Origin of the sequence: Streptomyces sp. OfavH-34-F (genome assembly GCF_022347745.1) — a bacterium.
GTDB lineage: Bacteria > Actinomycetota > Actinomycetes > Streptomycetales > Streptomycetaceae > Streptomyces.
In genome coordinates this window covers 14383-33980 of sequence record NZ_JAKRGC010000031.1, presented here as the reverse complement: position 1 = coordinate 33980, position 19598 = coordinate 14383, and the positions used below count along the sequence as shown (strand labels likewise).

At 72.9% G+C, this 19598-nt stretch carries 21 protein-coding genes; 10 read left to right on the top strand and 11 right to left on the bottom strand.

The genetic code is table 11. The features are described from left to right. Window positions 1–63: 63 nt before the first annotated feature. Together MHW47_RS08320 and MHW47_RS08315 are read right to left on the bottom strand one after the other, a co-directional pair. Window positions 64–1290 carry an ATP-binding protein gene (locus MHW47_RS08320; RefSeq protein ID WP_239221987.1) on the bottom strand — a complete coding sequence of 409 codons (1227 nt, stop codon included), beginning with the start codon at window positions 1288–1290 and terminating at the stop codon, window positions 64–66. Between the two features lie 286 nt (window positions 1291–1576). Beyond that, a complete protein-coding gene (locus tag MHW47_RS08315) occupies window positions 1577–2350 on the bottom strand; it encodes an SDR family oxidoreductase (RefSeq protein ID WP_239221986.1) in 774 nt (257 codons plus the stop codon). A gap of 85 nt (window positions 2351–2435) precedes the next feature. On the opposite strand from MHW47_RS08315, the gene MHW47_RS08310 reads away from it, so the two are divergent. Next, window positions 2436–3056, top strand: coding sequence for a TetR/AcrR family transcriptional regulator (locus MHW47_RS08310; RefSeq protein WP_239221985.1), 621 nt, complete (start codon window positions 2436–2438; stop codon window positions 3054–3056). A 76-nt stretch (window positions 3057–3132) separates the two neighbouring features. On the opposite strand, the gene MHW47_RS08305 is transcribed toward MHW47_RS08310, so the two are convergent. Beyond that, complete coding sequence (locus MHW47_RS08305) at window positions 3133–4011, bottom strand: DUF4190 domain-containing protein (RefSeq protein WP_239221984.1); 879 nt, start codon at window positions 4009–4011, stop codon at window positions 3133–3135. Window positions 4012–4182: 171 nt separating this feature from the next. Here MHW47_RS08305 and MHW47_RS08300 point away from each other — a divergent pair, with 171 nt between their 5' ends. Beyond that, the gene (locus MHW47_RS08300) at window positions 4183–6819 is read left to right on the top strand and encodes a tetratricopeptide repeat protein (protein ID WP_374230066.1); all 2637 of its coding nucleotides are present in this window, start codon (window positions 4183–4185) and stop codon (window positions 6817–6819) included. Window positions 6820–6868: 49 nt separating this feature from the next. On the opposite strand, the gene MHW47_RS08295 is transcribed toward MHW47_RS08300, so the two are convergent. Then, a complete protein-coding gene (locus MHW47_RS08295) occupies window positions 6869–7099 on the bottom strand; it encodes a hypothetical protein (RefSeq protein ID WP_239221982.1) in 231 nt (76 codons plus the stop codon). 1 nt (window position 7100) lies between these two features. Continuing rightward, window positions 7101–7982 (bottom strand): mycothiol conjugate amidase Mca, encoded by an 882-nt coding sequence (mca, locus tag MHW47_RS08290; RefSeq protein ID WP_239221981.1) that lies wholly within the window; start codon window positions 7980–7982, stop codon window positions 7101–7103. Window positions 7983–8134: 152 nt separating this feature from the next. Here mca and MHW47_RS08285 point away from each other — a divergent pair, with 152 nt between their 5' ends. Both MHW47_RS08285 and greA read left to right on the top strand, forming a co-directional pair. Next, window positions 8135–8551: a DUF4307 domain-containing protein gene (locus MHW47_RS08285; RefSeq protein WP_239221980.1), complete on the top strand. Its 417-nt coding sequence runs from the start codon at window positions 8135–8137 to the stop codon at window positions 8549–8551. Window positions 8552–8734: 183 nt separating this feature from the next. Beyond that, window positions 8735–9232 carry a transcription elongation factor GreA gene (greA, locus tag MHW47_RS08280; protein WP_239221979.1) on the top strand — a complete coding sequence of 166 codons (498 nt, stop codon included), beginning with the start codon at window positions 8735–8737 and terminating at the stop codon, window positions 9230–9232. Window positions 9233–9293: 61 nt separating this feature from the next. Here greA and MHW47_RS08275 read toward each other — a convergent pair whose 3' ends face one another. From MHW47_RS08275 to ilvA, 3 genes are all read right to left on the bottom strand, one after another. After that, window positions 9294–10145, bottom strand: coding sequence for an ABC transporter permease (locus MHW47_RS08275; protein ID WP_239221978.1), 852 nt, complete (start codon window positions 10143–10145; stop codon window positions 9294–9296). Beyond that, the gene (locus MHW47_RS08270) at window positions 10142–11161 is read right to left on the bottom strand and encodes an ATP-binding cassette domain-containing protein (protein WP_239221977.1); all 1020 of its coding nucleotides are present in this window, start codon (window positions 11159–11161) and stop codon (window positions 10142–10144) included. Before MHW47_RS08270 ends, MHW47_RS08275 begins: the two co-directional genes overlap by 4 nt. Window positions 11162–11264: 103 nt before the next feature. Next, window positions 11265–12494: a threonine ammonia-lyase gene (gene ilvA, locus MHW47_RS08265; protein WP_239221976.1), complete on the bottom strand. Its 1230-nt coding sequence runs from the start codon at window positions 12492–12494 to the stop codon at window positions 11265–11267. Window positions 12495–12649: 155 nt separating this feature from the next. Between ilvA and MHW47_RS08260 the strand changes: the two genes are divergently transcribed. From MHW47_RS08260 to MHW47_RS08250, 3 genes are read left to right on the top strand one after another with little or no spacing between them, the layout of a single operon-like run. Further along, complete coding sequence (locus MHW47_RS08260) at window positions 12650–13180, top strand: MarR family winged helix-turn-helix transcriptional regulator (protein ID WP_239221975.1); 531 nt, start codon at window positions 12650–12652, stop codon at window positions 13178–13180. Window positions 13181–13237: 57 nt separating this feature from the next. After that, complete coding sequence (locus tag MHW47_RS08255) at window positions 13238–13732, top strand: sigma factor-like helix-turn-helix DNA-binding protein (protein ID WP_239221974.1); 495 nt, start codon at window positions 13238–13240, stop codon at window positions 13730–13732. Next, entirely contained in the window at window positions 13729–13977 is a 249-nt protein-coding gene (locus MHW47_RS08250) for a hypothetical protein (protein ID WP_239221973.1), read from the top strand. The genes MHW47_RS08255 and MHW47_RS08250 overlap by 4 nt, the downstream gene beginning before the upstream one ends. A 34-nt stretch (window positions 13978–14011) precedes the next feature. Here the strand turns inward: MHW47_RS08250 and MHW47_RS08245 are convergent, their stop codons facing one another. Then, on the bottom strand, window positions 14012–15157 hold the full coding sequence (locus MHW47_RS08245; RefSeq protein WP_239221972.1) for a cystathionine gamma-synthase: 1146 nt from the start codon (window positions 15155–15157) through the stop codon (window positions 14012–14014). Window positions 15158–15223: 66 nt separating this feature from the next. On the opposite strand from MHW47_RS08245, the gene MHW47_RS08240 reads away from it, so the two are divergent. From MHW47_RS08240 to msrA, 3 genes are all read left to right on the top strand, one after another. Further along, window positions 15224–16330 carry a hypothetical protein gene (locus MHW47_RS08240; protein WP_239221971.1) on the top strand — a complete coding sequence of 369 codons (1107 nt, stop codon included), beginning with the start codon at window positions 15224–15226 and terminating at the stop codon, window positions 16328–16330. A gap of 83 nt (window positions 16331–16413) precedes the next feature. Further along, window positions 16414–16536, top strand: a complete 123-nt coding sequence (locus MHW47_RS35685) for a hypothetical protein (protein WP_275448985.1) — start codon at window positions 16414–16416, stop codon at window positions 16534–16536. Window positions 16537–16609: 73 nt separating this feature from the next. After that, window positions 16610–17275 (top strand): peptide-methionine (S)-S-oxide reductase MsrA, encoded by a 666-nt coding sequence (msrA, locus tag MHW47_RS08235; RefSeq protein WP_239221970.1) that lies wholly within the window; start codon window positions 16610–16612, stop codon window positions 17273–17275. A gap of 82 nt (window positions 17276–17357) precedes the next feature. Here the strand turns inward: msrA and gdhA are convergent, their stop codons facing one another. Then, complete coding sequence (gdhA, locus tag MHW47_RS08230) at window positions 17358–18737, bottom strand: NADP-specific glutamate dehydrogenase (RefSeq protein ID WP_239221969.1); 1380 nt, start codon at window positions 18735–18737, stop codon at window positions 17358–17360. A gap of 351 nt (window positions 18738–19088) precedes the next feature. Continuing rightward, window positions 19089–19457: a DUF1330 domain-containing protein gene (locus MHW47_RS08225; RefSeq protein ID WP_239221968.1), complete on the bottom strand. Its 369-nt coding sequence runs from the start codon at window positions 19455–19457 to the stop codon at window positions 19089–19091. Window positions 19458–19598: the final 141 nt, after the last annotated feature.

The following is a 19598-nucleotide window of genomic DNA, read 5'->3' as shown; positions in this document are numbered from 1 at the left end:
GGGCCCGGCGGAGCGGTCCGGGGGAGCGGGGGCGCCGGCCGGGCGGTGTCCGGCGGCCGGTCATCAGGGGGCGCCGTCGGCGTCGTCACCGGCCGTCCGGGGCGCGGGCGGCGCGGTCACCGGCTCCGGAAGCGGCGGCTCCGGAAGCGGCGACTCGGGAAGCGGCGGCTCCGGGAGCGGTGGCTCCGCGATCTCGGCGAAGTGGTGCGGGCCGATGTCGAGGGCGGCGAGCACCCCGCCGCCCTCCGCGCTCTCCAGCCGTACCGGTAGTCCGTACAGGGCGGACAGCCGGCCGGCGACGAGCAGTCCCAGCTGCTGGGCCCCGTCCAGCCGGGTCGCGTCCAGTTCCCGCCCGCAGGCCAGCGTCGCGCGGGCCCGGTCCAGCTCGCCGCGCGTCATGCCCAGCCCCTGGTCGCGGACCGTGACCCGGACCCCTCCGACCGGGCCGCCCACGTACGCGGCGCGGACCTCGACCGGGCGCCCCGAGTAGGTGGCCGCGTTGTCCAGGAGTTCGGCCAGCACCATCGCGGCGGGTTCCGCCACCCGGCCCTGGACCCATACGTCGCCCGGCTCCCCGGGCACCCAGCGGACGAGGTCGAAGTGCACGGTGCGGGCCCGCGCCCCCTCCACGATCTCCTCGACCGTGCAGTCCGCCCGCTGCACGCCCGGCCAGGCGTCGCTCAGCAGCCGCAGCCGCTGCACCGCGTGGCCCGCCTGGCTCACGCACCGGTCCAGTTCCCGCAGGACCGCCTGCTCGGCCTCCGACGCCACCTGCTCCAGCGCCTGATCGACGGCCACCTGTGCGGTGGTCAGCGCGGTGTGCATCTGCTCGGCCGTCGTCCGGACTCCGGCCAGGGCCGAGGCGCGCAGGGCCGCCGCCCGCCGTTCGGCGTCCTCGGTCTCGTCGCGGGCCTGGTCCAGGACCTCGTGGACCAGCGTCTCGAACCGCCGTGCGTCCAGGGGCGGTTCCTCGCCGTGCGGCGACGGGCCGGACGCGGCGGCCCGCTCCTCCAGGCGCCGGACGGCGGGGCCGAGCGCTTCGCTCAGCTCGCCGTAGCGGCTGCGCCACCAGCCGACCGCCAGCGCCTCGGACCGGACGCGGCCCTCCAGCCGGTGGACGGCGTCCGCGTGGGTCTCGGCGTCCGAGGCCGCCACGCGGTACCGGCGCAGCGCCTCGTCGCGCGCCCCCTCGGCGCCCAGGCGCCGCCCTCTCTCCCGTATCCAGCCCACCGCGCAGGCCACGGCCGCCGGCACGGCCAGGGCACCACCCGCATACGACAGCCACGTCACGTCCGTCCCCCGTTTTTCGCCCGCGCGTCCTGCGGCGGTGCGGCCGACCACCCCCGTGGGCCGGCCGCACCACGTCTCAGGCGACCTCGCCGACCCCGGACGGAGCGGGCCACCGGCGTGGCGGGGCGAACGTGCACCCCGAGAGCACGGACGCCCCCGTTCCGTACGGCGGCGGGCGCCGGATGCCGGTGAGCGTACGGCGCGTACCTGCCGATTCCCACGCCACGCGTGCACCATCTCGCGCCCGATGCACAGCACGGACGCACCGCCCGCCGCCGCCGTCGCCTCAGATGCCGGAGCCGCCCGTCGCGTCGATCACCGTGCCCGTCACCCAGCGCGAGTCGTCCGAGGCGAGGAAGGCGACCGCGTCCGCGACGTCGTCCGGCCGGCCGACCCGGCCCAGGGCGGCCAGGGCGGCGGAGCGGGTCCGGGCCTCGGGGTCCGTGCGCAGCCAGGCCGCGTTCATGTCGGTGTCGATGATGCCGGGGGCCACCGAGTTGACCGTGATGCCGCGCGGGCCCAGCTCCTTGGCGAGGGTCAGCGTGAAGTTGTCCAGGGCGCCCTTTGTCGCGCTGTAGGCGATGATCTCCGGCATCGCGAGCCGGGCGGCGCCGCTGGATATGTTGACGATCCGGCCGCCGTCGCGCAGCCGGTCCAGACCGTGGCGGACGACGAAGAACGGCGCCCGCACATTGACGGCGAAGACCTCGTCGAACCCCTCCTCGGTGAGCGAGGCCAGGTCCGCCTGGAGCCCGGCGCCCGCGTTGTTCACGATGATGTCCACGCCGCCGCCCGGGGCGTGGTCGGTGACGCGCGCGTCGAACGCCTCCCACAGCGCCGCCGCGTCGCCCCGGACGCCCAGTTCGGCGCGGAAGGCGAACGCGGTGCCGCCGTCCTTCCGGATGACCTCGACGACCTCGTCGGCCGCCGCCGCGTCGCGGGCGTAGGTCACTGCGACCACGGCACCGTCCCGGCCGAGCCGCTCCGCGATGCCCCGTCCGATGCCCCGGCTGCCGCCGGTGACCAGTGCGACCTTGCCCTCAAGTGCGCGTGCAGACATGGCTGTTCCCCTCACCAATTTATTGAATGATCGATACAGAAAGAACGTAGCACACGTTCTTGAACGGGCGCTCTAGAATGGGGGCATGGCGGAGAGAGGCACGACGCGCGGCAGGCCGCGCTCCTTCGACCGGGACGCGGCGCTCGGGGCGGCGGTCCGGCTGTTCTGGGAGCGGGGGTACGGAGCCACCTCGATCGGTGAGCTGACCGAGGCGATGGGCATCAGGCCCGCCAGCCTCTACGCGGCCTTCGGCGACAAGCGGACGCTGTTCGAGGAGGCGGTCGCCGCCTACGGGACGACGCCCTGCGGGACGTTCATGGGCGAGGCCCTGGAGGAGGAGCCCACCGCCTACCGCGCGTTCGCGCGCATCCTGCGGGAGGCCGCCCAAATCTACGCCGACCCCTCGCACCCGGCGGGCTGCATGACGATCACCGCCGCCGTCAACGTCGCCCCGCAGGACGCCGAGGTGGCCGCCCGGATGCGGGAACTGCGCAACGCCAACATCGCGGTCTGGACGGCGCGGCTGCGGGACGCCCAGCGCGCGGGCGAACTGCCTGAGCAGGCCGATCCCCGTGCCCTCGCCGGGTACTTCGCCACGATCATCCAGGGCATGTCCCAGCAGTCGCGCGACGGGGCGGGCCCGGAGGCGCTGGCCGCCATCGCGGAACTGGCCCTGGCCGCCTGGCCCGGCGAGCGCGAGGACTGACACGACGACGCGCGGCACCCGCCCCCCCGGGGGAGGACGGGTGCCGCGCGGTCCGTACGGGCGCCGGGCCCGCGGCTCAGAGGGTCAGCTCCCACTGGGAGGCGTCGTACGTGATGCCGGGGCTGATCTCCACCGTCAGGTTCTTCGCGTCGGCCGGCGCGTCGAAGGCGTAGGTCACCGTGACCTTCTTGCCCGGCAGGATCGTGCCCGTGAAGCCCTCGCCGACCTTGTCGTCGAAGATCTCCTCGGCGTTCACCCCGTCCGCGCCGGCCCGGGCCTCGGCGGTGACGAGCGTGGCGTCGAACTTCTCCTTGCCGGCGTTCTCGATGACGACGGTGACCTTGTACGCCTTGTGGCCCTTGGTGTGCCCCACGGCGAACTCGCTGGGGGAGTACGGGTCGGGCTCGCCGACCGTGACCGTGAGGTCGTCGTCGTAGACCGCCGAGTCGCCGGCCTCCAGCGCCTCGTCGGCGGGCTTCTCCTCCTTCGCCTTCTCGTCCTTCGCCGTGTCGCCGCCCTTGCTCCCGCCCTTGTCCTTCGCCTTGTCCCCGCCCGCCTTCGGCTTCGCGGACGCCGTCGTGTCCGACACCGCCTTGTTCAGGTCGTCCACCGCGTCGTCCACCGCCTTGAACGTGATCACCGCGCCGACCACCGACATGATCAGCGCGATCAGCGCGAGGACCGCGCCGAACGTCGCCATGCCCTTGTTCGTCGCCTCGCCCCGCTTGGCGCGGCCACGGCCCACCAGGCCCAGGATCAGGGCGATCGTGCCGAGGATGCCCGCCAGCCAGAAGAGGAACGGGATCAGGCCGGAGACCGCGCCGATGAGCCCGAGGATCAGGGCGGCGACGCCCAGCCCGTTGCGCGCGGGGTGTGCGCCCGGCACCTGGCCGGGGCCGTACGGCTGCTGCGGCTGGGAGTACGGGGACTGCGGCGGCTGCGTGAACTGGGACATGGCTGTGCCCTTCGGCAAGTACGGGAAGCGTGAGCGGTACGAGTGGTCGCCGTCGTGCGGCGACAGGTCAATGACACCATCATGTGTGAACCGAGTCAACACGGTTCACAGGGAATGGACCCCTGCACGGTGTGAAGGGAGCGAGGCGGTGCGTTCTGTGAACGGATCGGTATGCTCGCGGCACGGCCCCAACGCACCACGTGGTGCGTTGTCCAGCCATCGGCCGGCAGCGGGACAGGGAGACAACAAGTGCCGGAGAACGCCACAGAGGTGACCGCCGCCGGGATCGCCCGCCTGGCCGGGGTGGGGCGCGCCGCCGTCAGCAACTGGCGCCGCCGGCACGCCGACTTCCCCCAGCCCGTCGGCGGCACCGAGACCAGCCCCTCCTTCGCCCTCTCCGAGGTCGAACAGTGGCTCCGCGACCAGGGCAAACTCGTCGAGGTCCCCCTCCGCGAGCGCGTCTGGCAGCAACTGGCCGGACACCCGGCCGGCCCCGTCACCGCCCTCGTCCACGTCGGCTGCGCCCTGCTCCTGGCGGACCGGGATCCCGCCGCCTGGCGCGAGATCACCGAAGTGAGCGACGAGCGCACGGCCGCCGTCCTCACCCTCGCCCTGGGCGACGCCCTCGCCGACCGCTTCGGCCCCGCGGGCCACGGACGCGCCGTCCGCACCCCGGACCGCGCCGAACTCCTGCCCTCCGTCCCCCTGCTGCGCGCCGCCGCCGAACTCGCCGCCGAGACCGGCACCCGCGAGACCTACGAGTTCCTGCTGGGCCGCCAACTCGACGCCAACCCGCGCCAGTACACGCTGACCCCGCCCGGACTCGCCGAACTCATGGCGGAACTGGCCGGAACCGGCGACGCCGCCCCCCGCACCGTCCTCGACCCCGCGGCCGGCACCGGCGCCCTGCTCGCCGCCGCCCCCCGCACCGCCACCCTGTACGGGCAGGAGAGCGACCCCGGCCTCGCCGCCGTCACCGCCCTCCGCCTCGCCCTGCGCGCCACCCCCGGCACCGGACCCGACGTACGCACCGGCGACACCCTGCGCGCCGACGCCTTCCCGGAGCTGGCCGCCGACGCCGTGCTCTGCCACCCCCCGTTCAACGAACGGGGCTGGGGCCACGAGGAACTCGCCTACGACCCCCGCTGGGAGTACGGCCTGCCCGCCCGCACCGAGTCCGAACTCGCCTGGGTGCAGCACGCGCTGGCCCGGCTGCGCGACGAGGAGGACCCGGCGGAGCGGGCGGCGGCGCAGGAGCGGCTCATCGCGAACTACGCGGACCTGGCCGGTGCGGTGATCCGGATGGTGGACGGGAAGATGTCCACCCGCGCCGGGCAGTTCGGCTCGCACGGCTTCGGCTCCCTGGACGCCGCCCTGCGCTGGCTGGACGAGGAGTCGAGCTTCATCACCTCCGCCCTGCGGCACGCCGAGGGCGTGGACCAGGGGGCGGTGCTCGCGCTGCTGGGCGCGCTGTGCGACTACTGCCTGCTGCGCGGCGACCTGTACCGGCTGGGGGAGATCAGCGAGCTGACGCAGGCGGTCGACCAGGGGCTGCTGGAGCGGTCGGTGCGGTGGCGTACGGGGATCGCGGCCCGGCAGCTCGGCGAGCTGGACAAGGCCCGCACGACGCTGTCGTCGGTCGTGGGGCTGTACCGGGAGGCGCGGAACGACTCCGGTACGGCGCTGGCGCTGTGCTCGCTGGGGATCACCCTGCACCACCAGGGCAACCTGACGGAGGCGGCGGCCCGGCTGCGCGAGGCGATGGGGCTCCAGTCGGCGGCCGGGCAGGACGCGGACCGGGCCTGGTCGATGCACGCGCTGGCGGCGGTGGAGCGGGACCGGGGCAACCTGGCCGAGGCGGTGGAGCTGCTGGACTCCGCGCTCGTCCTGCACCGCGAGGGCGAGTCGCTGCACGGGGAGGCGTGGACGTGGTTCCAGCTGGGCCAGGTGTGGCTGCGCCTGGACGACCGGGAGCGGGCCGGGTCCGCCCTGGGCACGGCCCTCGAACTGTACGGGCGCACGCACGACGAGCGCGGCACGGCGTGGGCGACGACGCAGCTGGCGCGGGCCCTGCTGGCGGGGGGCGAGGCGGACGCGGCGGTGGAGCGGCTGACCGGGGCGCTGGCCCACCACCGGGACAACGAGGACGCGCGCGGCGAGGCGTGGACGCTGTACCACCTGGGGCAGGCGCTGGAGGAGGCCGGGGACACGGTGGACGCGGTCCGGCAGCTGGAGCGGGCCCGGTCGATGTTCTCCCGGATGCGGGACGTCTACGGGCTGGCGTGCGCCCGGCAGCACTCGGGGCGCGTCAGCCGCGACCAGCGGGCCGCGCAGACGGGCAACCTGCGCAATTCCGGGTTCGCCCGCCAGTTGCTGGTGGACGCGCGGGCGGACTTCCGGCGGATCGGGGTGGCCCACGGGGAGGCGTGGACCTGCCTGGACCTCGCGGTGATCGACGCGGGCAACCAGCGGGCGCCGCAGGCCCTGGAGCTGTGCGGCGAGGCGGTCGGGCTGTTCGAGTCGTACGGGGACGCGCGGGGCGCGGACTGGGCGCGCTTCCTGCGCTGCACGCTGCTGCCGTACGCCTCGCCCGGCGGGGTCGAGGTGGGCACGGTGGTGGCGCAGCAGGAGCTGGCGGAGCTGCGGGCGGCGGCCCATCCGGCCAGGGACGCCGAGGTGAACGACTGCGCGGACGCGTACGGGGTGGTGCTGGAGCGCGGGGTGGATCTGGAGGCGGGCTGGCAGGCGTGGACGCTGGGGCTGCTGCCGTCGCGCCGGACGCGGGAGGTCATGGGCGTCGCGCTCTGAGGCCGGGGGCGGGACGCTGCGGCGCCCCGCCCCCGTGCGCTGCTCCGGGCTACTTCCGCTTCGCGGACACCGGCCCGGCCGGCTCCGGTGCCGCCGGCTCCTCCGGCGCCTCCTCGAAGTCGACCCGTCCCATGTGCCGGTTCATCGACTTCATGAGCAGCCACACGCCCACGGCGAGGACCGCGAAGACGATGAAGCCGAGGACCCCTGGGGTCACCTTGTTCTTGTCGAGTTCCTCGGCGAGCGGGACGAGGTTCGTCAGTGCCTGAGTCGCGTACATATCAGGCATTGTCGCGGATGCCCGCGAAGAGGTCGCTCTCGGGGAGGGAGGTATCGACGAGAGACTTCGCCAGTTCGTACTCCTCGGTGGGCCAGACCTCCCGCTGGATGTCCATCGGGACGCGGAACCAGCCGCCGTCCGGGTCGATCTGCGTGGCGTGCGCGATCAGCGCCTTGTCGCGGATCTCGAAGAACTCGGCGCACGGGATGTGCGTGGTCAGCGTGCGCTCGGCGCGGCCGAACTCCTTCCAGCGCTCCAGCCACTCCCCGTACGGGGACTCCATGCCGCGTGCGAGCAGCGCCTCGTGCAGTGCGACGGTGCGCGGCCGGTTGAAGCCCTGGTTGTAGTAGAGCTTCTGCGGTGTCCAGGCGGGGCCGAATTCCTCCTCGGGGAACTTCTCGGTGTCCGCCGCGCCCTCGAAGGCGATCATGGAGATGGTGTGGGTCATGATGTGGTCGGGGTGCGGGTAGCCCCCGTTCTCGTCGTACGTGGTGATGACCTGCGGCCGGAAGGCGCGGATCTTGGCGACGAGGCGGCCGGCCGCGACGGTCTCGTCCTCCAGGGCGAAGCAGCCCTCGGGCAGCGGCGGCAGCGGGTCGCCCTCGGGCAGGCCGGAGTCGACGAAGCCGAGCCACTCCTGTTTGACGCCCAGGATCTCGCGGGCTTCGTCCATCTCCTTCCGGCGCACCTCGTGGATGTTCTCCTCGATGTAGGCGTCGCCCTGGAGTTTCGGGTTGAGGATGGAGCCGCGCTCGCCTCCCGTGCAGGTCACGACCAGCACGTCCACCCCCTCGGACACATACTTGGCCATGGTCGCCGCGCCCTTGCTCGACTCGTCGTCGGGGTGAGCGTGTACGGCCATCAGTCGAAGCTGCTCAGTCAAGACTCGATCCTCAGTCACTGGTCGCCATCAATGGTGCCGTCCCGCAGGGACGCCGGTCTCGGGGCGGCGGTCGGGTGGCGGGTGGGCAACTTCTATAGTGACCGAACCGGGGGGTGGAAAATTCCTCGATCCCCGGCCTGGGAGGAACGATCATGACAGCGGTGCGCGACGCGCTTCCCGAGAACCGCTACGGCCGCTCCGCGGACCAGCGCGCGGACCGCAAGCTCAAGATCATCGGTGCGGTGCTGGGCGCCGTGCTGCTGGGCGTCATCGGCTGGATCGGCTACGGCTACGTGTCCGGGAAGGGCCTGAGCGCCGAGGTGATCAAGTTCAAGGTGGTCTCGGACGAGAAGGTCGAGATCCATCTGGAGGTCCGCAAGGACGCCGGTGCCCGGGGCTACTGCTCGCTGCGCGCGCAGCGCGAGGACGGTACGGACGTGGCCCGCAAGGACTTCCGGTTCGACGAGGACGCCACCCGCGTCGACGAGATCCTGACCCTGCGCACGACCTCGCGGGCGACCGCCGTCGAGCTGCTGGGCTGCTCGGAGGACGACGGGGCGTCGCGTTGACCGCAGCACGCCCGTCGTAACCTCAGTTGACAGGCCCTGACCTGCGTTTTCTTCGGTCCTGAGTTTTACCTTCTCCCCCTTTTCCCGGTGAATTGTTAGGCTCGTGGTTTCGCCCACCCGTGAGTGCGCATGCTTGCGGGTAGGGCGTTGCTTTGTATTCCCAGTACCGACGAGGAGCACCCTGTGACCCAGACCAGCGAAAACGTCACCTGGCTCACGCAGGAGGCGTACAACCAGCTCAAGGCCGAGCTGGAGTACCTGTCTGGTCCCGCGCGCACGGAGATCGCCGTCAAGATCGCGGCGGCCCGTGAGGAGGGGGACCTGCGCGAGAACGGCGGGTACCACGCGGCCAAGGAGGAGCAGGGCAAGATGGAGCTCCGGGTGCGCCAGCTGACCCAGCTCCTGGAGCACGCGAAGGTCGGCGAGGCGCCGGCCGACGACGGCGTGGTCGAGCCCGGCATGGTCGTGACGATCGCCTTCGACGGCGACGAGGACGACACGACGACGTTCCTCCTCGCCTCCCGTGAGTACGCCAGCGGCGCGATCGAGACCTACTCGCCGCAGTCGCCGCTCGGCATGGGCGTGAACGGCAAGAAGATGGGCGAGACCGCCGAGTACGAGCTGCCGAACGGCAAGACCGCCACGGTCAAGATCCTGTCGGCGAAGCCGTACACCGGCTGACCGCCGCCCCGTACGCACGACGGAGCCCCGGCCGCACAGGCGGCCGGGGCTCCGTCGCGTCTCAGACGGCCGAGCGGTACTTGCGTACGGCGAGGGTGCGGAAGACGACGAGGATCACCACGGACCACACGATCGACGCGATGATCGGGTGCTGCATGGGCCAGGCGTCCGGGGTGACGAAGCCGGGCGGCAGGTTGCCGAACAGGACCCGGCACGCCTGCACGGTGGCACTGAACGGGTTCCACTCGGCGATGTAGCGCAGGAACGTCGGCATCTGGTTGGCGTCCACGAAGGCGTTCGAGATGAACGTGAGCGGGAACAGCCAGATCAGCCCGCCGGAGGTGGCCGCCTCCGGGGTGCGGACGGACAGGCCGATCAGCGCGCCGATCCAGGAGAACGCGTAGCCGAGCAGGAGCAGCAGCAGGAAGCCGAGGAGCACCTTGCCGATGTTCTCGTGGGTGCGCCAGCCGACGATGAGCGCGACCCCGGCCAGGACGACGAGCGTGAGCGCGGTCTGGACGAGGTCGGCGAGGGTGCGTCCGGTGAGGACGGCGCCGCGCGCCATGGGCAGGGACCGGAACCGGTCGATGAGCCCCTTGTGCATGTCGTCGGCGATGCCCGCCCCGGCGCCCGCCGTGGCGAAGGTGACGGTCTGGGCGAAGATGCCGGCCATCAGGAACTCGCGGTACGCCTGCGGCGAGATCGTGCCGCCGACCTTGATCGAGCCGCCGAAGACGTAGGTGAACAGCACCACGAACATGATCGGCTGGATGAGCCCGAAGATGACCATCTCGGGGATGCGGGTCATGCGGATGAGGTTGCGGCGGGCGATGACCAGCGAGTCGCGTACGGACTGGCCGAGGGAACCGCCGGAGCGGGCGGGGGCCGCGCTCGTCTCGGTGAGGGCGCTCACTTCTCTGCCTCCGTCCGGGCACCGGCGGCGGTCGCGCCGTCGGTGCCGTCGGTGTCGGTGTCGTCGCTCTTGTCCTGTTCGGCGGCGTGTCCGGTGAGGGAGATGAACACGTCGTCGAGGGTGGGGCGGCGCAGCCCGATGTCGTCGATCTCCACGCCCCGCGCGTCGAGGTCGCGGATGACCTCGGCGAGGAGCTTGGCGCCGCCGTCGACCGGGACCGTCAGCTTGCGCATGTGCGGGAGGACGGCGGTCTCGCCCTTGCCGACGCGGGCCAGGACGGCGCGGGCCGGTTCGATCTGGTCGGGGTGGTGCACGACGACCTCGACGCGCTCGCCGCCGGTCCGGGCCTTGAGCTGGTCGGAGGTGCCCCGGGCGATGACCCGGCCGTGGTCGATCACGCAGATGTCGTGGGCGAGGTGGTCCGCCTCCTCCAGGTACTGCGTGGTCAGCAGCAGCGTGGTGCCGCCGGCCACGAGTTCCTCGATGACCTCCCAGAGCTGCTGGCGGTTGCGCGGGTCGAGGCCGGTCGTCGGCTCGTCCATGAACATGACCGGCGGCGACACGACGAGCGCCGCCGCGAGGTCCAGGCGGCGCCGCATGCCGCCGGAGTACGTCTTGGCGGGGCGGTCCGCCGCGTCGGCCAGGTTGAACCGGTCCAGCAGCTCGCCCGCCCGCGCCTTCGCCGCCCGCCCGCTCATCTGGTAGAGCTGGCCGACCATGCGGAGGTTCTCGCGGCCGGTGAGGTATTCGTCGACGGCGGCGAACTGGCCGGAGAGCCCGATGGCGCGCCGCACCTCGTTGGGCCGTTTCAGCACGTCGATCCCGGCGACGGAGGCGCTGCCGCTGTCGGGCCGCAGCAGCGTCGTCAGGACGCGTACGGCGGTCGTCTTGCCGGCGCCGTTGGGGCCGAGGAGGCCGAGGACGGTGCCCTCCGGTACGTCGAGGTCGACGCCGCCTAGTGCTCGCACGTCTCCGAAGGTCTTGACGAGCCCTTCGGCATGGATGGCGCCTGGCATATGGGATTCCCCCAGTGCGTTCGGGTGGCTACCTCTCAGACCCAGATCCTAGGTTTGACGGTGGTGCGATGCCCGGTAAAACACACAAGCCGACCGCACGCCGTCAGCTCATCACCCGGTACCCCGCGTTCCGCAGCGCCGCCTTCACGTCCTCGCAGTGCTCGGGGCCCTTGGTCTCCAGGTGCAGCTCCACCTCCGCCTCGGTGAGGCCGAGCCGGGGTTCGGTACGGGCGTGGCCGACGTCCAGGACGTTGGCGTCGGCCACCGACAGCACGCCGAGCAGCGTGGCGAGCGCGCCGGGCCGGTCCGTGAGGCGCAGCCGCAGGCTGAGGTAGCGGCCGGCCGCCGCCATGCCGTGGGTGAGGATGCGCTGCATCAGCAGCGGGTCGACGTTGCCGCCGGAGAGCAGGGCGACGACGGGCCCGTGGAACGCCTTCGGGTCGGCGAGCAGCGCGGCGACCGGGCTGGCCCCTGCGGGTTCGACGACCATCTTGGCCCGCTCCAGGCAGAGCAGCAGGGCGCTGGAGAGCTGGTCCTCGGAGACCGTGCGCACCTCGTCCACCAGATCCCGGACCAGGCCGAACGGCACGTCGCCGGGGCGTCCGACCTTGATGCCGTCCGCCATGGTCTGGAGCGAGCCGATGGAGACGGGGCGGTCGGCCGCCAGCGAGGGCGGGTAGCAGGCGGCGCCGGCCGCCTGCACGCCGACGATCCGCACGTCGGGCCGGACCGCCTTGACCGCGACGGCGATCCCGGCCGCCAGCCCGCCGCCGCCGATCCCGACGACGATGGTGCGGACCTCGGGGCACTGGTCCAGGATCTCCAGCCCGACGGTGCCCTGTCCGGCGATGATGTCGGCGTGGTCGAAGGGGTGGATGAAGACGGCCCCGGTCTCGCGGGCGTACTCCTGGGCGGCGGCCAGGGTGTCGTCCACGACGGTGCCGTGCAGCCGGACCCGCGCCCCGTACTCGCGGGTGGCGGCGACCTTCGGCAGCGGCGCCCCGACGGGCATGAAGACCGTGGCGCGTACGCCGAGGAGCGCGGAGGCGAGCGCGACGCCCTGGGCGTGGTTCCCGGCGCTCGCGGCCACGACGCCGGCGGCGCGTTCGACCGGGGTGAGCCCGGAGATGCGCACGTAGGCGCCGCGCAGTTTGAACGAACCGGTCCGCTGGAGGTTCTCGCACTTGAACAGGACGGGCGCGCCCACCAGGCCGGACAGATGGCGGCTGCCCTCCAGGGGCGTGACCCGGGAGACCCCGGAGAGCATCTTCTGCGCGCCCCGGACGTCGTCGAGGATCACCGGGGGAAAGCTGCCGCGCGAGGGGAAGTCCATACCGCAAGTCTTGCAGCTCGCGGGGGCCCCGGCCGCCGCTTGGCGGGGCACCCTGCGCCGATGTCCGCAGGTTTGTGCAGCACTGGTACACGTTGCCCCGTGGCCGCGTACTCTGTCCCCCACTTATCCGTCACATACGAAGAGAGCCCCCGGCCATGCCCCCTCAGGACATGACGACTGCCTCGTCTCCTTCCCGGGGCGCCGCCCCGGAAAATCCGGGTTCCGAGCACGTCCTCGACACACTCCAGCACCAGGTGGCCGTCTTCGCCCGCCGCGCCGAGCAGACCCGGCTCGGCGGGGTGGGCCAGGTCCGCAACTCCATGGACCGGGCGGCGTATCTGCTGCTGAACCGGCTGGATCTGGAAGGGCCGATGGGTGTCAAGGCGCTGGCGGCCGGGATGGGGATCGACTCCTCGACGGTGACGCGGCAGGTGGCTCCGCTGGTGGACACCGGTCTGGTGAAGCGAACTTCGCACCCGGAGGACGGCCGCGCGGTCGTGCTCCAGCTCTCGCCGCGCGGCCAGGCCCGGCTGGACGAGGTCCGCAGTTCCCGGCGAGAGTTGATGTCGCAGGTGACGGACGGCTGGAGCGAGGAGGAGCGGAACACGTTCTGTGCGCTGCTCACCCGTTTCAACGGGGCGCTGGCCGCCCGCCAGGCGGCCCACCAGACGGCGCCGGCGAGCTGAAGAGCCGCTGTACGCCGAGGGGTTGACCGGGAAGCCGTCGCGCGTTCGGATGGACGGGTGCGTGAGTTCCAGGCTGGTCCGCAGCGGAGCCGCGCCCACGACTTCGACTCGTTCGTCGCGGGCGCGGCCGGCCGTCTGCTGCGCACGGCCACGCTGCTGACGGCCGAACCGGAGGACGGGCCGGACGGCCGTCCGCGCGCCCTGCGCCTGCTGACGGCCTCGCTGGCCCGGACGTTCGCCGACTGGGAGCGGCTGCGCGGCGAGGACCCGTACGACCGCACCCGGCAGGACCTGGCGGCCCGGTTCGCCCGTGAGGCGTGGCGTCACCGCCGCCCGCGCGGCGGGCTGCTGGACCGGCTGACCCCGCAGGAGCGCCTGGTCCTGGTGCTGCGGCTGTACGAGGGGGTGCCGGAGGAGCGGACGGCGGCCCTGCTCGGGCTGGGGCGGGACCGGGTGCGCGCGGTCTGCAACCGCTCGGTGGCCACGATGTGCGGCTCCCGGAACCCGACCGCGCGCCGGGGGGCCGCCCGGCTCCTGGGGGCCGGGCCGTGAGCGGCACGAGGCGCCGGGAGGACCGGGTACGGCAGATGCTGGAGGGCCCGCATCCCCGGGTGCCGGCCGATCTCGCGGCGCGGGCGGCGGAGCGGGGCGGGCGGCTGGTCCGACGCCGGCGGAGGCTGCGCCGGCTGGGGACGCTGCTGCTGGTGGCCGCGGTGGCGGCGTTCACGGTGTGGGCGCTGCTGGTCCGGCCCTGGGAGGCACCACCCGCGACGACGCCCTCGCTGGACGGCTGGTGAGGGGGCCGGGACGGTCCGGCCCCCTCGGGTGGCCTCAGCCGAGCGCCTGGGTGAGGTCGGCCAGCAGGTCGTCCGCGTTCTCGATGCCCACGGAGAGGCGGACCAGGTCGGCGGGGACCTCCAGCGGGGAGCCGGCCGCCGAGGCGTGCGTCATGCGGCCGGGGTGCTCCAGGAGCGATTCGACGCCGCCCAGGGACTCGCCCAGCGTGAACAGCTTCGCCCGGTTGCAGACCTCGACCGCCGCCTCCTCGCCGCCCTCGACGCGGAAGGACACCATGCCGCCGAAGGCGCGCATCTGCTTGGCCGCGACCTCGTGGCCCCGGTGCTCGGGCAGGCCGGGGTAGAGGACCTGGGTGACCTTGGGGTGCCGGGTCAGCAGCTCGGTGACCTTGGTGGCGTTCTCGCAGTGGCGGTCCATGCGGACGGCGAGCGTCTTGATGCCGCGCAGCACCAGCCAGGCGTCGAAGGGTCCGGCGACCGCGCCCATGGCGTTCTGGTGGAAGACCAGTTCGTCGGCCAGGGCCTGGTCGTCGACGATCAGCGCGCCGCCGACGACGTCCGAGTGGCCGCCCATGTACTTGGTGGTGGAGTGCACCACGACGTCGGCGCCGAGCGCGAGGGGCTGCTGGAGGTAGGGGCTGGCGAAGGTGTTGTCGACGACGAGGCGCGCCCCGGCGGTGCGGGCGACCTGGGCGACGGCCTCGATGTCGGTGATGCCGAGCAGCGGGTTGGACGGGGTCTCCACCCAGATCGCCTTGGTGCGCGGGGTGAGCGCGGCCCGGACCGCCGCCACGTCGGCGGTGTCGGCGACGGAGAACTCCACGCCCCAGCGGGCTGCGACCTTCGAGAACAGCCGGAAGGTGCCGCCGTAGGCGTCGTTCGGGATGACGACGTGGTCGCCGGGGGTGAGCAGCGTACGGAGCAGGCAGTCCTCGGCGGCGAGGCCGGAGGCGAAGGCGAGCCCGCGCCGGCCGCCCTCCAGGGCCGCGAGGTTCTCCTCCAGGGCGGTACGGGTCGGGTTGGCGCTGCGGCTGTACTCGTAGCCGCCGCGCAGCCCGCCCACGCCGTCCTGCTTGTACGTGGACACCTGGTAGATGGGCGGAACCACCGCGCCCGTGAGGGGGTCTGCGGTGTTCCCCGCGTGGATCGCACGGGTTTCGAAGCTGTGCTGGTCGCTCATGGAGCGAGCGTAGTTCCTTCCGAGGGGGCTCACGGTCCACCCTGCCGTCCGGGGACAATGGGGGGCATGGAGATTCTGTGGTTCCTGCTCGCGCTCTGCCTGCTGGCCGCCGTCCTCGGCCCCTATGTGATGCGCCGGCGGGGTGGCGGCATCCGGCTGGCCGCGCCGGGCTCCCCCGACGCCGCCGACCCGCAGGACTACGGCTTCGCGCGCCAGGAGGAGCTGGACGTGCGTACGCCGGGCCCGGACCGGGACCTGATCGATGTGCTGGAGGTCGTGCAGGGGACGCAGGAGTGGCGGGCCGCCTCGCAGCTGCTGGCCGGGACGCCGAAGGAGGGCGAGGTGCGCTGGCAGCGGGTGCAGGCGTTCGCCGGGGCGGCGTCGCTGGAGCTGCTGGCGCGGCCGGGCGCGGGCGGGGCGTGGCTGCGCAAGTGGCGTGCGGAGGCGCCGAAGGACGCGGGCGCGGCGGCGGTGCACGCGGAGTTCCTGGTGCAGCAGGCGTGGCGCTCGTCCACGACGGGGACGGACGACTTCCGCATCCTCCTGGAGGAGGCCCGTACGGTGATCGGTGAGGCGGCGCTGCTGGCGCCGGGCGACCCGGTGCCGTACATCACGGAGCTGGCGGTGGCCCGCGGACTGGGCTACCCGGCCGAGGAGTTCGACCGGCTGTGGGCGAAGATCATCGACCGGGCCCCGGCGCACATGGGCGCGCACATCGCGGCGCTGCACTTCTGGAGCGAGCGGTGGCACGGTTCGCGCGAGGAGGCGGACCGCTTCGCGACGGCCGCCGCCGCCCGCGCGCCGCAGGGTTCGCTGCTGGCCGCGCTGCCGCTGTTCGCGGTGTACGAGCATCTGCCCGAGGTCAATCTGGTGCGCGGCTTCTACGAGAGCCAGGTGGTGACGCGGGCCGTGGAGGGCGCGATGTTCGCGGTGCACGCGGCGCGGCCGGACGATCCGATGCTGGCGCACGTGCGCCATCTGCTGGTGCTGTTCCTGGTCCGGATGGAGCGCTGGGCGGAGGCGGTGCACCAGGTGGTGCACATCGACGGCTACGTGGGCGCGCTGCCGTGGACGGCGAGCGAGGACCCGGCCGCCGAGTACACGGTGTACCGGGCGCTGGCGGTCGCGGGCTACGAGGCGAACGGCGGCAGCCCGGCGACGCTGCCGCGCTAGCGGGTCCGGGCCCTCCCGGATCGGCGGAGTCTGTGCGACGGTGGAGGCTCCGTCCCGCCCTCCACCGCAAGGACACCCGCACCGTGGCACGCCTGATACCCCTGGTCCTGATCGGCCTCGGCCTCTATTTCTGGTTCAAGGCCCGCAAGCGCGCCGCCGCCTACGTGGAGGCCGCGGAACGGGGCGAGGAGACGCCCGGCCGCTGACCTGGCGGGCCGGAATCCGCGGGGGCCGCGGCGTGTTGTACGGACAGCACGCCGACCCAGGAGGAGCCCCCGCATGTTCTCGTACCGCCGCACCCCGCAGCTCCCCACCCGGGAGGAGGCCCTGCGCGGCCGTTCCGTCCCCGAGTTCACCGTGCCGTCCCGGCACACCGTCCTGGGCAATCCGCTGCTCGGCCCGTACCCGGAGGGCCTGGAGGTCGCGGACTTCGCGCTGGGCTGTTTCTGGGGCGCCGAGCGCAAGTTCTGGCAGACGGACGGCGTCTGGACGACGCTCGCCGGCTACCAGGGCGGCTACACGGAGAATCCCGCGTACGAGGAGGTCTGCTCGGGCCTGACCGGGCACACGGAGGCGGTCCGCGTCGTCTTCGACCCGTCCGTCGTCTCGTACGGCGAGCTGCTGAAGCTGTTCTGGGAGTCGCACGACCCGACCCAGGGCTTCCGCCAGGGCAACGACGTCGGTACGCAGTACCGCTCCGCCCTCTACACCCACTCCGCCGGCCAGGCGGCGGCCGCCGATGCCTCCCGCGAGGCGTACCAGCGGGTGCTCACGGCCGCCGGACTCGGCGAGATCACCACGGAGATCCTGCCGGCCGAGGGGCGTCCGTTCTGGCCGGCCGAGCCGGACCACCAGCAGTACCTGGACAAGAACCCGGGCGGCTACTGCGGCATCGGCGGCACGGGCGTGTCCTGCCCGGTGGGCGTGGCCCGCGCGGAGGGCTGAGGTTTCAAGGACCTCGTGGCGCCGTGAACGCGGAACGGCCGGGAGAGGCGTCTCCCGGCCGTTCGGTGCGTCGTGGGACGGGTCAGATCAGGCCCTGGGCCAGCATCGCGTCCGCGACCAGCTCGAAGCCGGCGATGTTGGCGCCGACGACGTAGTTGCCGGGGCTGCCGTACTTCTCCGCGGTGGTGAAGCAGGAGTTGTGGATGTGGCGCATGATCTCCGCCAGGCGCTGCTCGGTGTGGGCGAAGGTCCACGAGTCGCGCGAGGCGTTCTGCTGCATCTCCAGGGCGCTGGTGGCCACGCCGCCCGCGTTGGCCGCCTTGCCGGGCGCGAAGGCCACTCCGGCGTCCTGGAAGACGCGGACGGCCTCGGGGGTGGTGGGCATGTTGGCGCCCTCGGCGACGGCCTTGACGCCGTTGCGCACCAGGGTGAGGGCGTCGGCCTCGTGCAGCTCGTTCTGGGTGGCGCAGGGCAGCGCCACGTCCACGGGGACGTTCCAGACGCCGGCGCCCTCGACGTACTTCACGTGGGCGCCGCGCCGCTCGGCGTACTCGGAGATGCGGCCCCGGCGCTGCTCCTTGATCTCCTTGAGCAGGTCGAGGTCGATGCCCTTGTCGTCGACGACGTAGCCGGCCGAGTCGGAGGCGGTGACGACGGTCGCGCCGAGCTGCTGGGCCTTCTCGATGGCGTAGATCGCGACGTTGCCGGAGCCGGAGACGGCGATGCGCTGGCCGTCGAGGGACTCGCCGCGGCTGCGGAGCATCTCCTCGGTGAACATGACGCAGCCGTAGCCGGTCGCCTCGGTGCGGACGAGGGCGCCGCCCCAGCCGAGGCCCTTGCCGGTGAGGACGCCGGACTCGTAGCGGTTGGTGATCCGCTTGTACTGGCCGAAGAGGTAGCCGATCTCGCGGCCGCCGACCCCGATGTCACCCGCGGGGACGTCGGTGTACTCGCCGAGGTGGCGGTGCAGCTCGGTCATGAAGGACTGGCAGAAGCGCATGATCTCGGCGTCCGAGCGGCCCTTCGGGTCGAAGTCCGCGCCGCCCTTGCCGCCGCCGATGGGCATGCCGGTGAGGGCGTTCTTGAAGATCTGCTCGAAGCCGAGGAACTTCACGATGCCGAGGTTGACCGAGGGGTGGAAGCGCAGCCCGCCCTTGTAGGGGCCGAGGGAGCTGGAGAACTCGACGCGGAAGCCGCGGTTGACGTGGATGTCGCCCGAGTCGTCCGCCCACGGCACCCGGAAGATGAGCTGGCGCTCCGGCTCGCATATGCGCTCGATGATCCGGGCGTCCACGAACTCCGGCCGCTGGGCCAGCACCGGGCCGAGGGTCTCCAGGACCTCCCGGACGGCCTGGTGGAACTCCTTCTCGCCCTGGTTGCGGCGGAGGATCTCGGCGTACAGCGGCTCGATGATGCGGTGCTCGGCGGTGTGGGAGGTGGCGGCGTCAGGGGTGACCGACATCTGATCAAGACCTTCCATGGGTCGTCTCATACGCGGGGCGCCCCCGTCCCGAGGGGCGCCAGGTCCCCCCTCCCCATTGAGGGCGTCGCCGGAACATCGCGCTTACCGTCTCGCGACTGCGGCGTACAGGACCGTCGTGGCGTATCGATTCTCCCAGTGGGTCGGGCCCCCGGCCCCTGCCATCCACATGGTGATCCCCCGGATGGACGCCCCGGACCCGGCCAACGGCCTTGTGCGAGGCCGTATCCGGGCATGAATGGCCGGGTTGGTGCCCTGCCGGAGAACCCCCCGAAGTGGTGAACCTCACAGTCACCCGGGGTCGACTGTGAGGTCCGGGGCGGCGGTGCGGCCCTACGGGCGCTGCGCCACCGGGGCGGCACCGCCCGCGGCCCGCAGCGCGGCGGCCGTGGCGGCGGGGTCGTAGTCCGGCGCCACGCCCTCGACGAGCACTACGTCACCGGCCATGTGCCGGGTCCGCAGCGGGACCAGCTCCTGGTAGGCCGGGGAGGCGTACCAGGCGCGTGCCTCGGCCATGCCGGGGAAGGCGAGGACGACCACGGCGCCGGGCCACGCGCCCTCGACCACCTCGACCGGGCTGTTGTGGACGAGGAACCGGCCGCCGTAAGGGTCCATGGTCGCCTGGATGCGCTCGATGTAGTCGATGACCTCGTCGTTGGGGCGGCCCTCGGGGTACAGGTGCGCGATGGCGTAGGCGGTCATGGCGTGCCCTCCGGTTCGTGACGGCGGTGCGTTCGGCTGAGGGGTTCCATGCTGCCGGGGGGCGCCGGGGGCGTCGATTACCTCCGAGGTCATGGGACGGGCGGGGGCGTACGGGGTGGGGGGACGCGGCGCGCGCGCCGG

Coding starts and splice junctions, on each gene's coding strand:
- MHW47_RS08240 (WP_239221971.1), top strand. CDS start 15,224: ATGGAGATTCTGTGGTTCCTGCTCGCGCTCTGCCTGCTGGCCGCCGTC.
- msrA (WP_239221970.1), top strand. CDS start 16,610: ATGTTCTCGTACCGCCGCACCCCGCAGCTCCCCACCCGGGAGGAGGCC.
- MHW47_RS08225 (WP_239221968.1), bottom strand. CDS start 19,457: ATGACCGCCTACGCCATCGCGCACCTGTACCCCGAGGGCCGCCCCAAC.
- MHW47_RS08295 (WP_239221982.1), bottom strand. CDS start 7,099: ATGTACGCGACTCAGGCACTGACGAACCTCGTCCCGCTCGCCGAGGAA.
- MHW47_RS08245 (WP_239221972.1), bottom strand. CDS start 15,157: ATGAGCGACCAGCACAGCTTCGAAACCCGTGCGATCCACGCGGGGAAC.
- MHW47_RS08315 (WP_239221986.1), bottom strand. CDS start 2,350: ATGTCTGCACGCGCACTTGAGGGCAAGGTCGCACTGGTCACCGGCGGC.
- MHW47_RS08285 (WP_239221980.1), top strand. CDS start 8,135: ATGACAGCGGTGCGCGACGCGCTTCCCGAGAACCGCTACGGCCGCTCC.
- MHW47_RS08270 (WP_239221977.1), bottom strand. CDS start 11,161: ATGCCAGGCGCCATCCATGCCGAAGGGCTCGTCAAGACCTTCGGAGAC.
- ilvA (WP_239221976.1), bottom strand. CDS start 12,494: ATGGACTTCCCCTCGCGCGGCAGCTTTCCCCCGGTGATCCTCGACGAC.
- MHW47_RS08300 (WP_374230066.1), top strand. CDS start 4,183: ATGCTCGCGGCACGGCCCCAACGCACCACGTGGTGCGTTGTCCAGCCA.
- MHW47_RS08305 (WP_239221984.1), bottom strand. CDS start 4,011: ATGTCCCAGTTCACGCAGCCGCCGCAGTCCCCGTACTCCCAGCCGCAG.
- gdhA (WP_239221969.1), bottom strand. CDS start 18,737: ATGTCGGTCACCCCTGACGCCGCCACCTCCCACACCGCCGAGCACCGC.
- MHW47_RS08310 (WP_239221985.1), top strand. CDS start 2,436: ATGGCGGAGAGAGGCACGACGCGCGGCAGGCCGCGCTCCTTCGACCGG.
- MHW47_RS08260 (WP_239221975.1), top strand. CDS start 12,650: ATGCCCCCTCAGGACATGACGACTGCCTCGTCTCCTTCCCGGGGCGCC.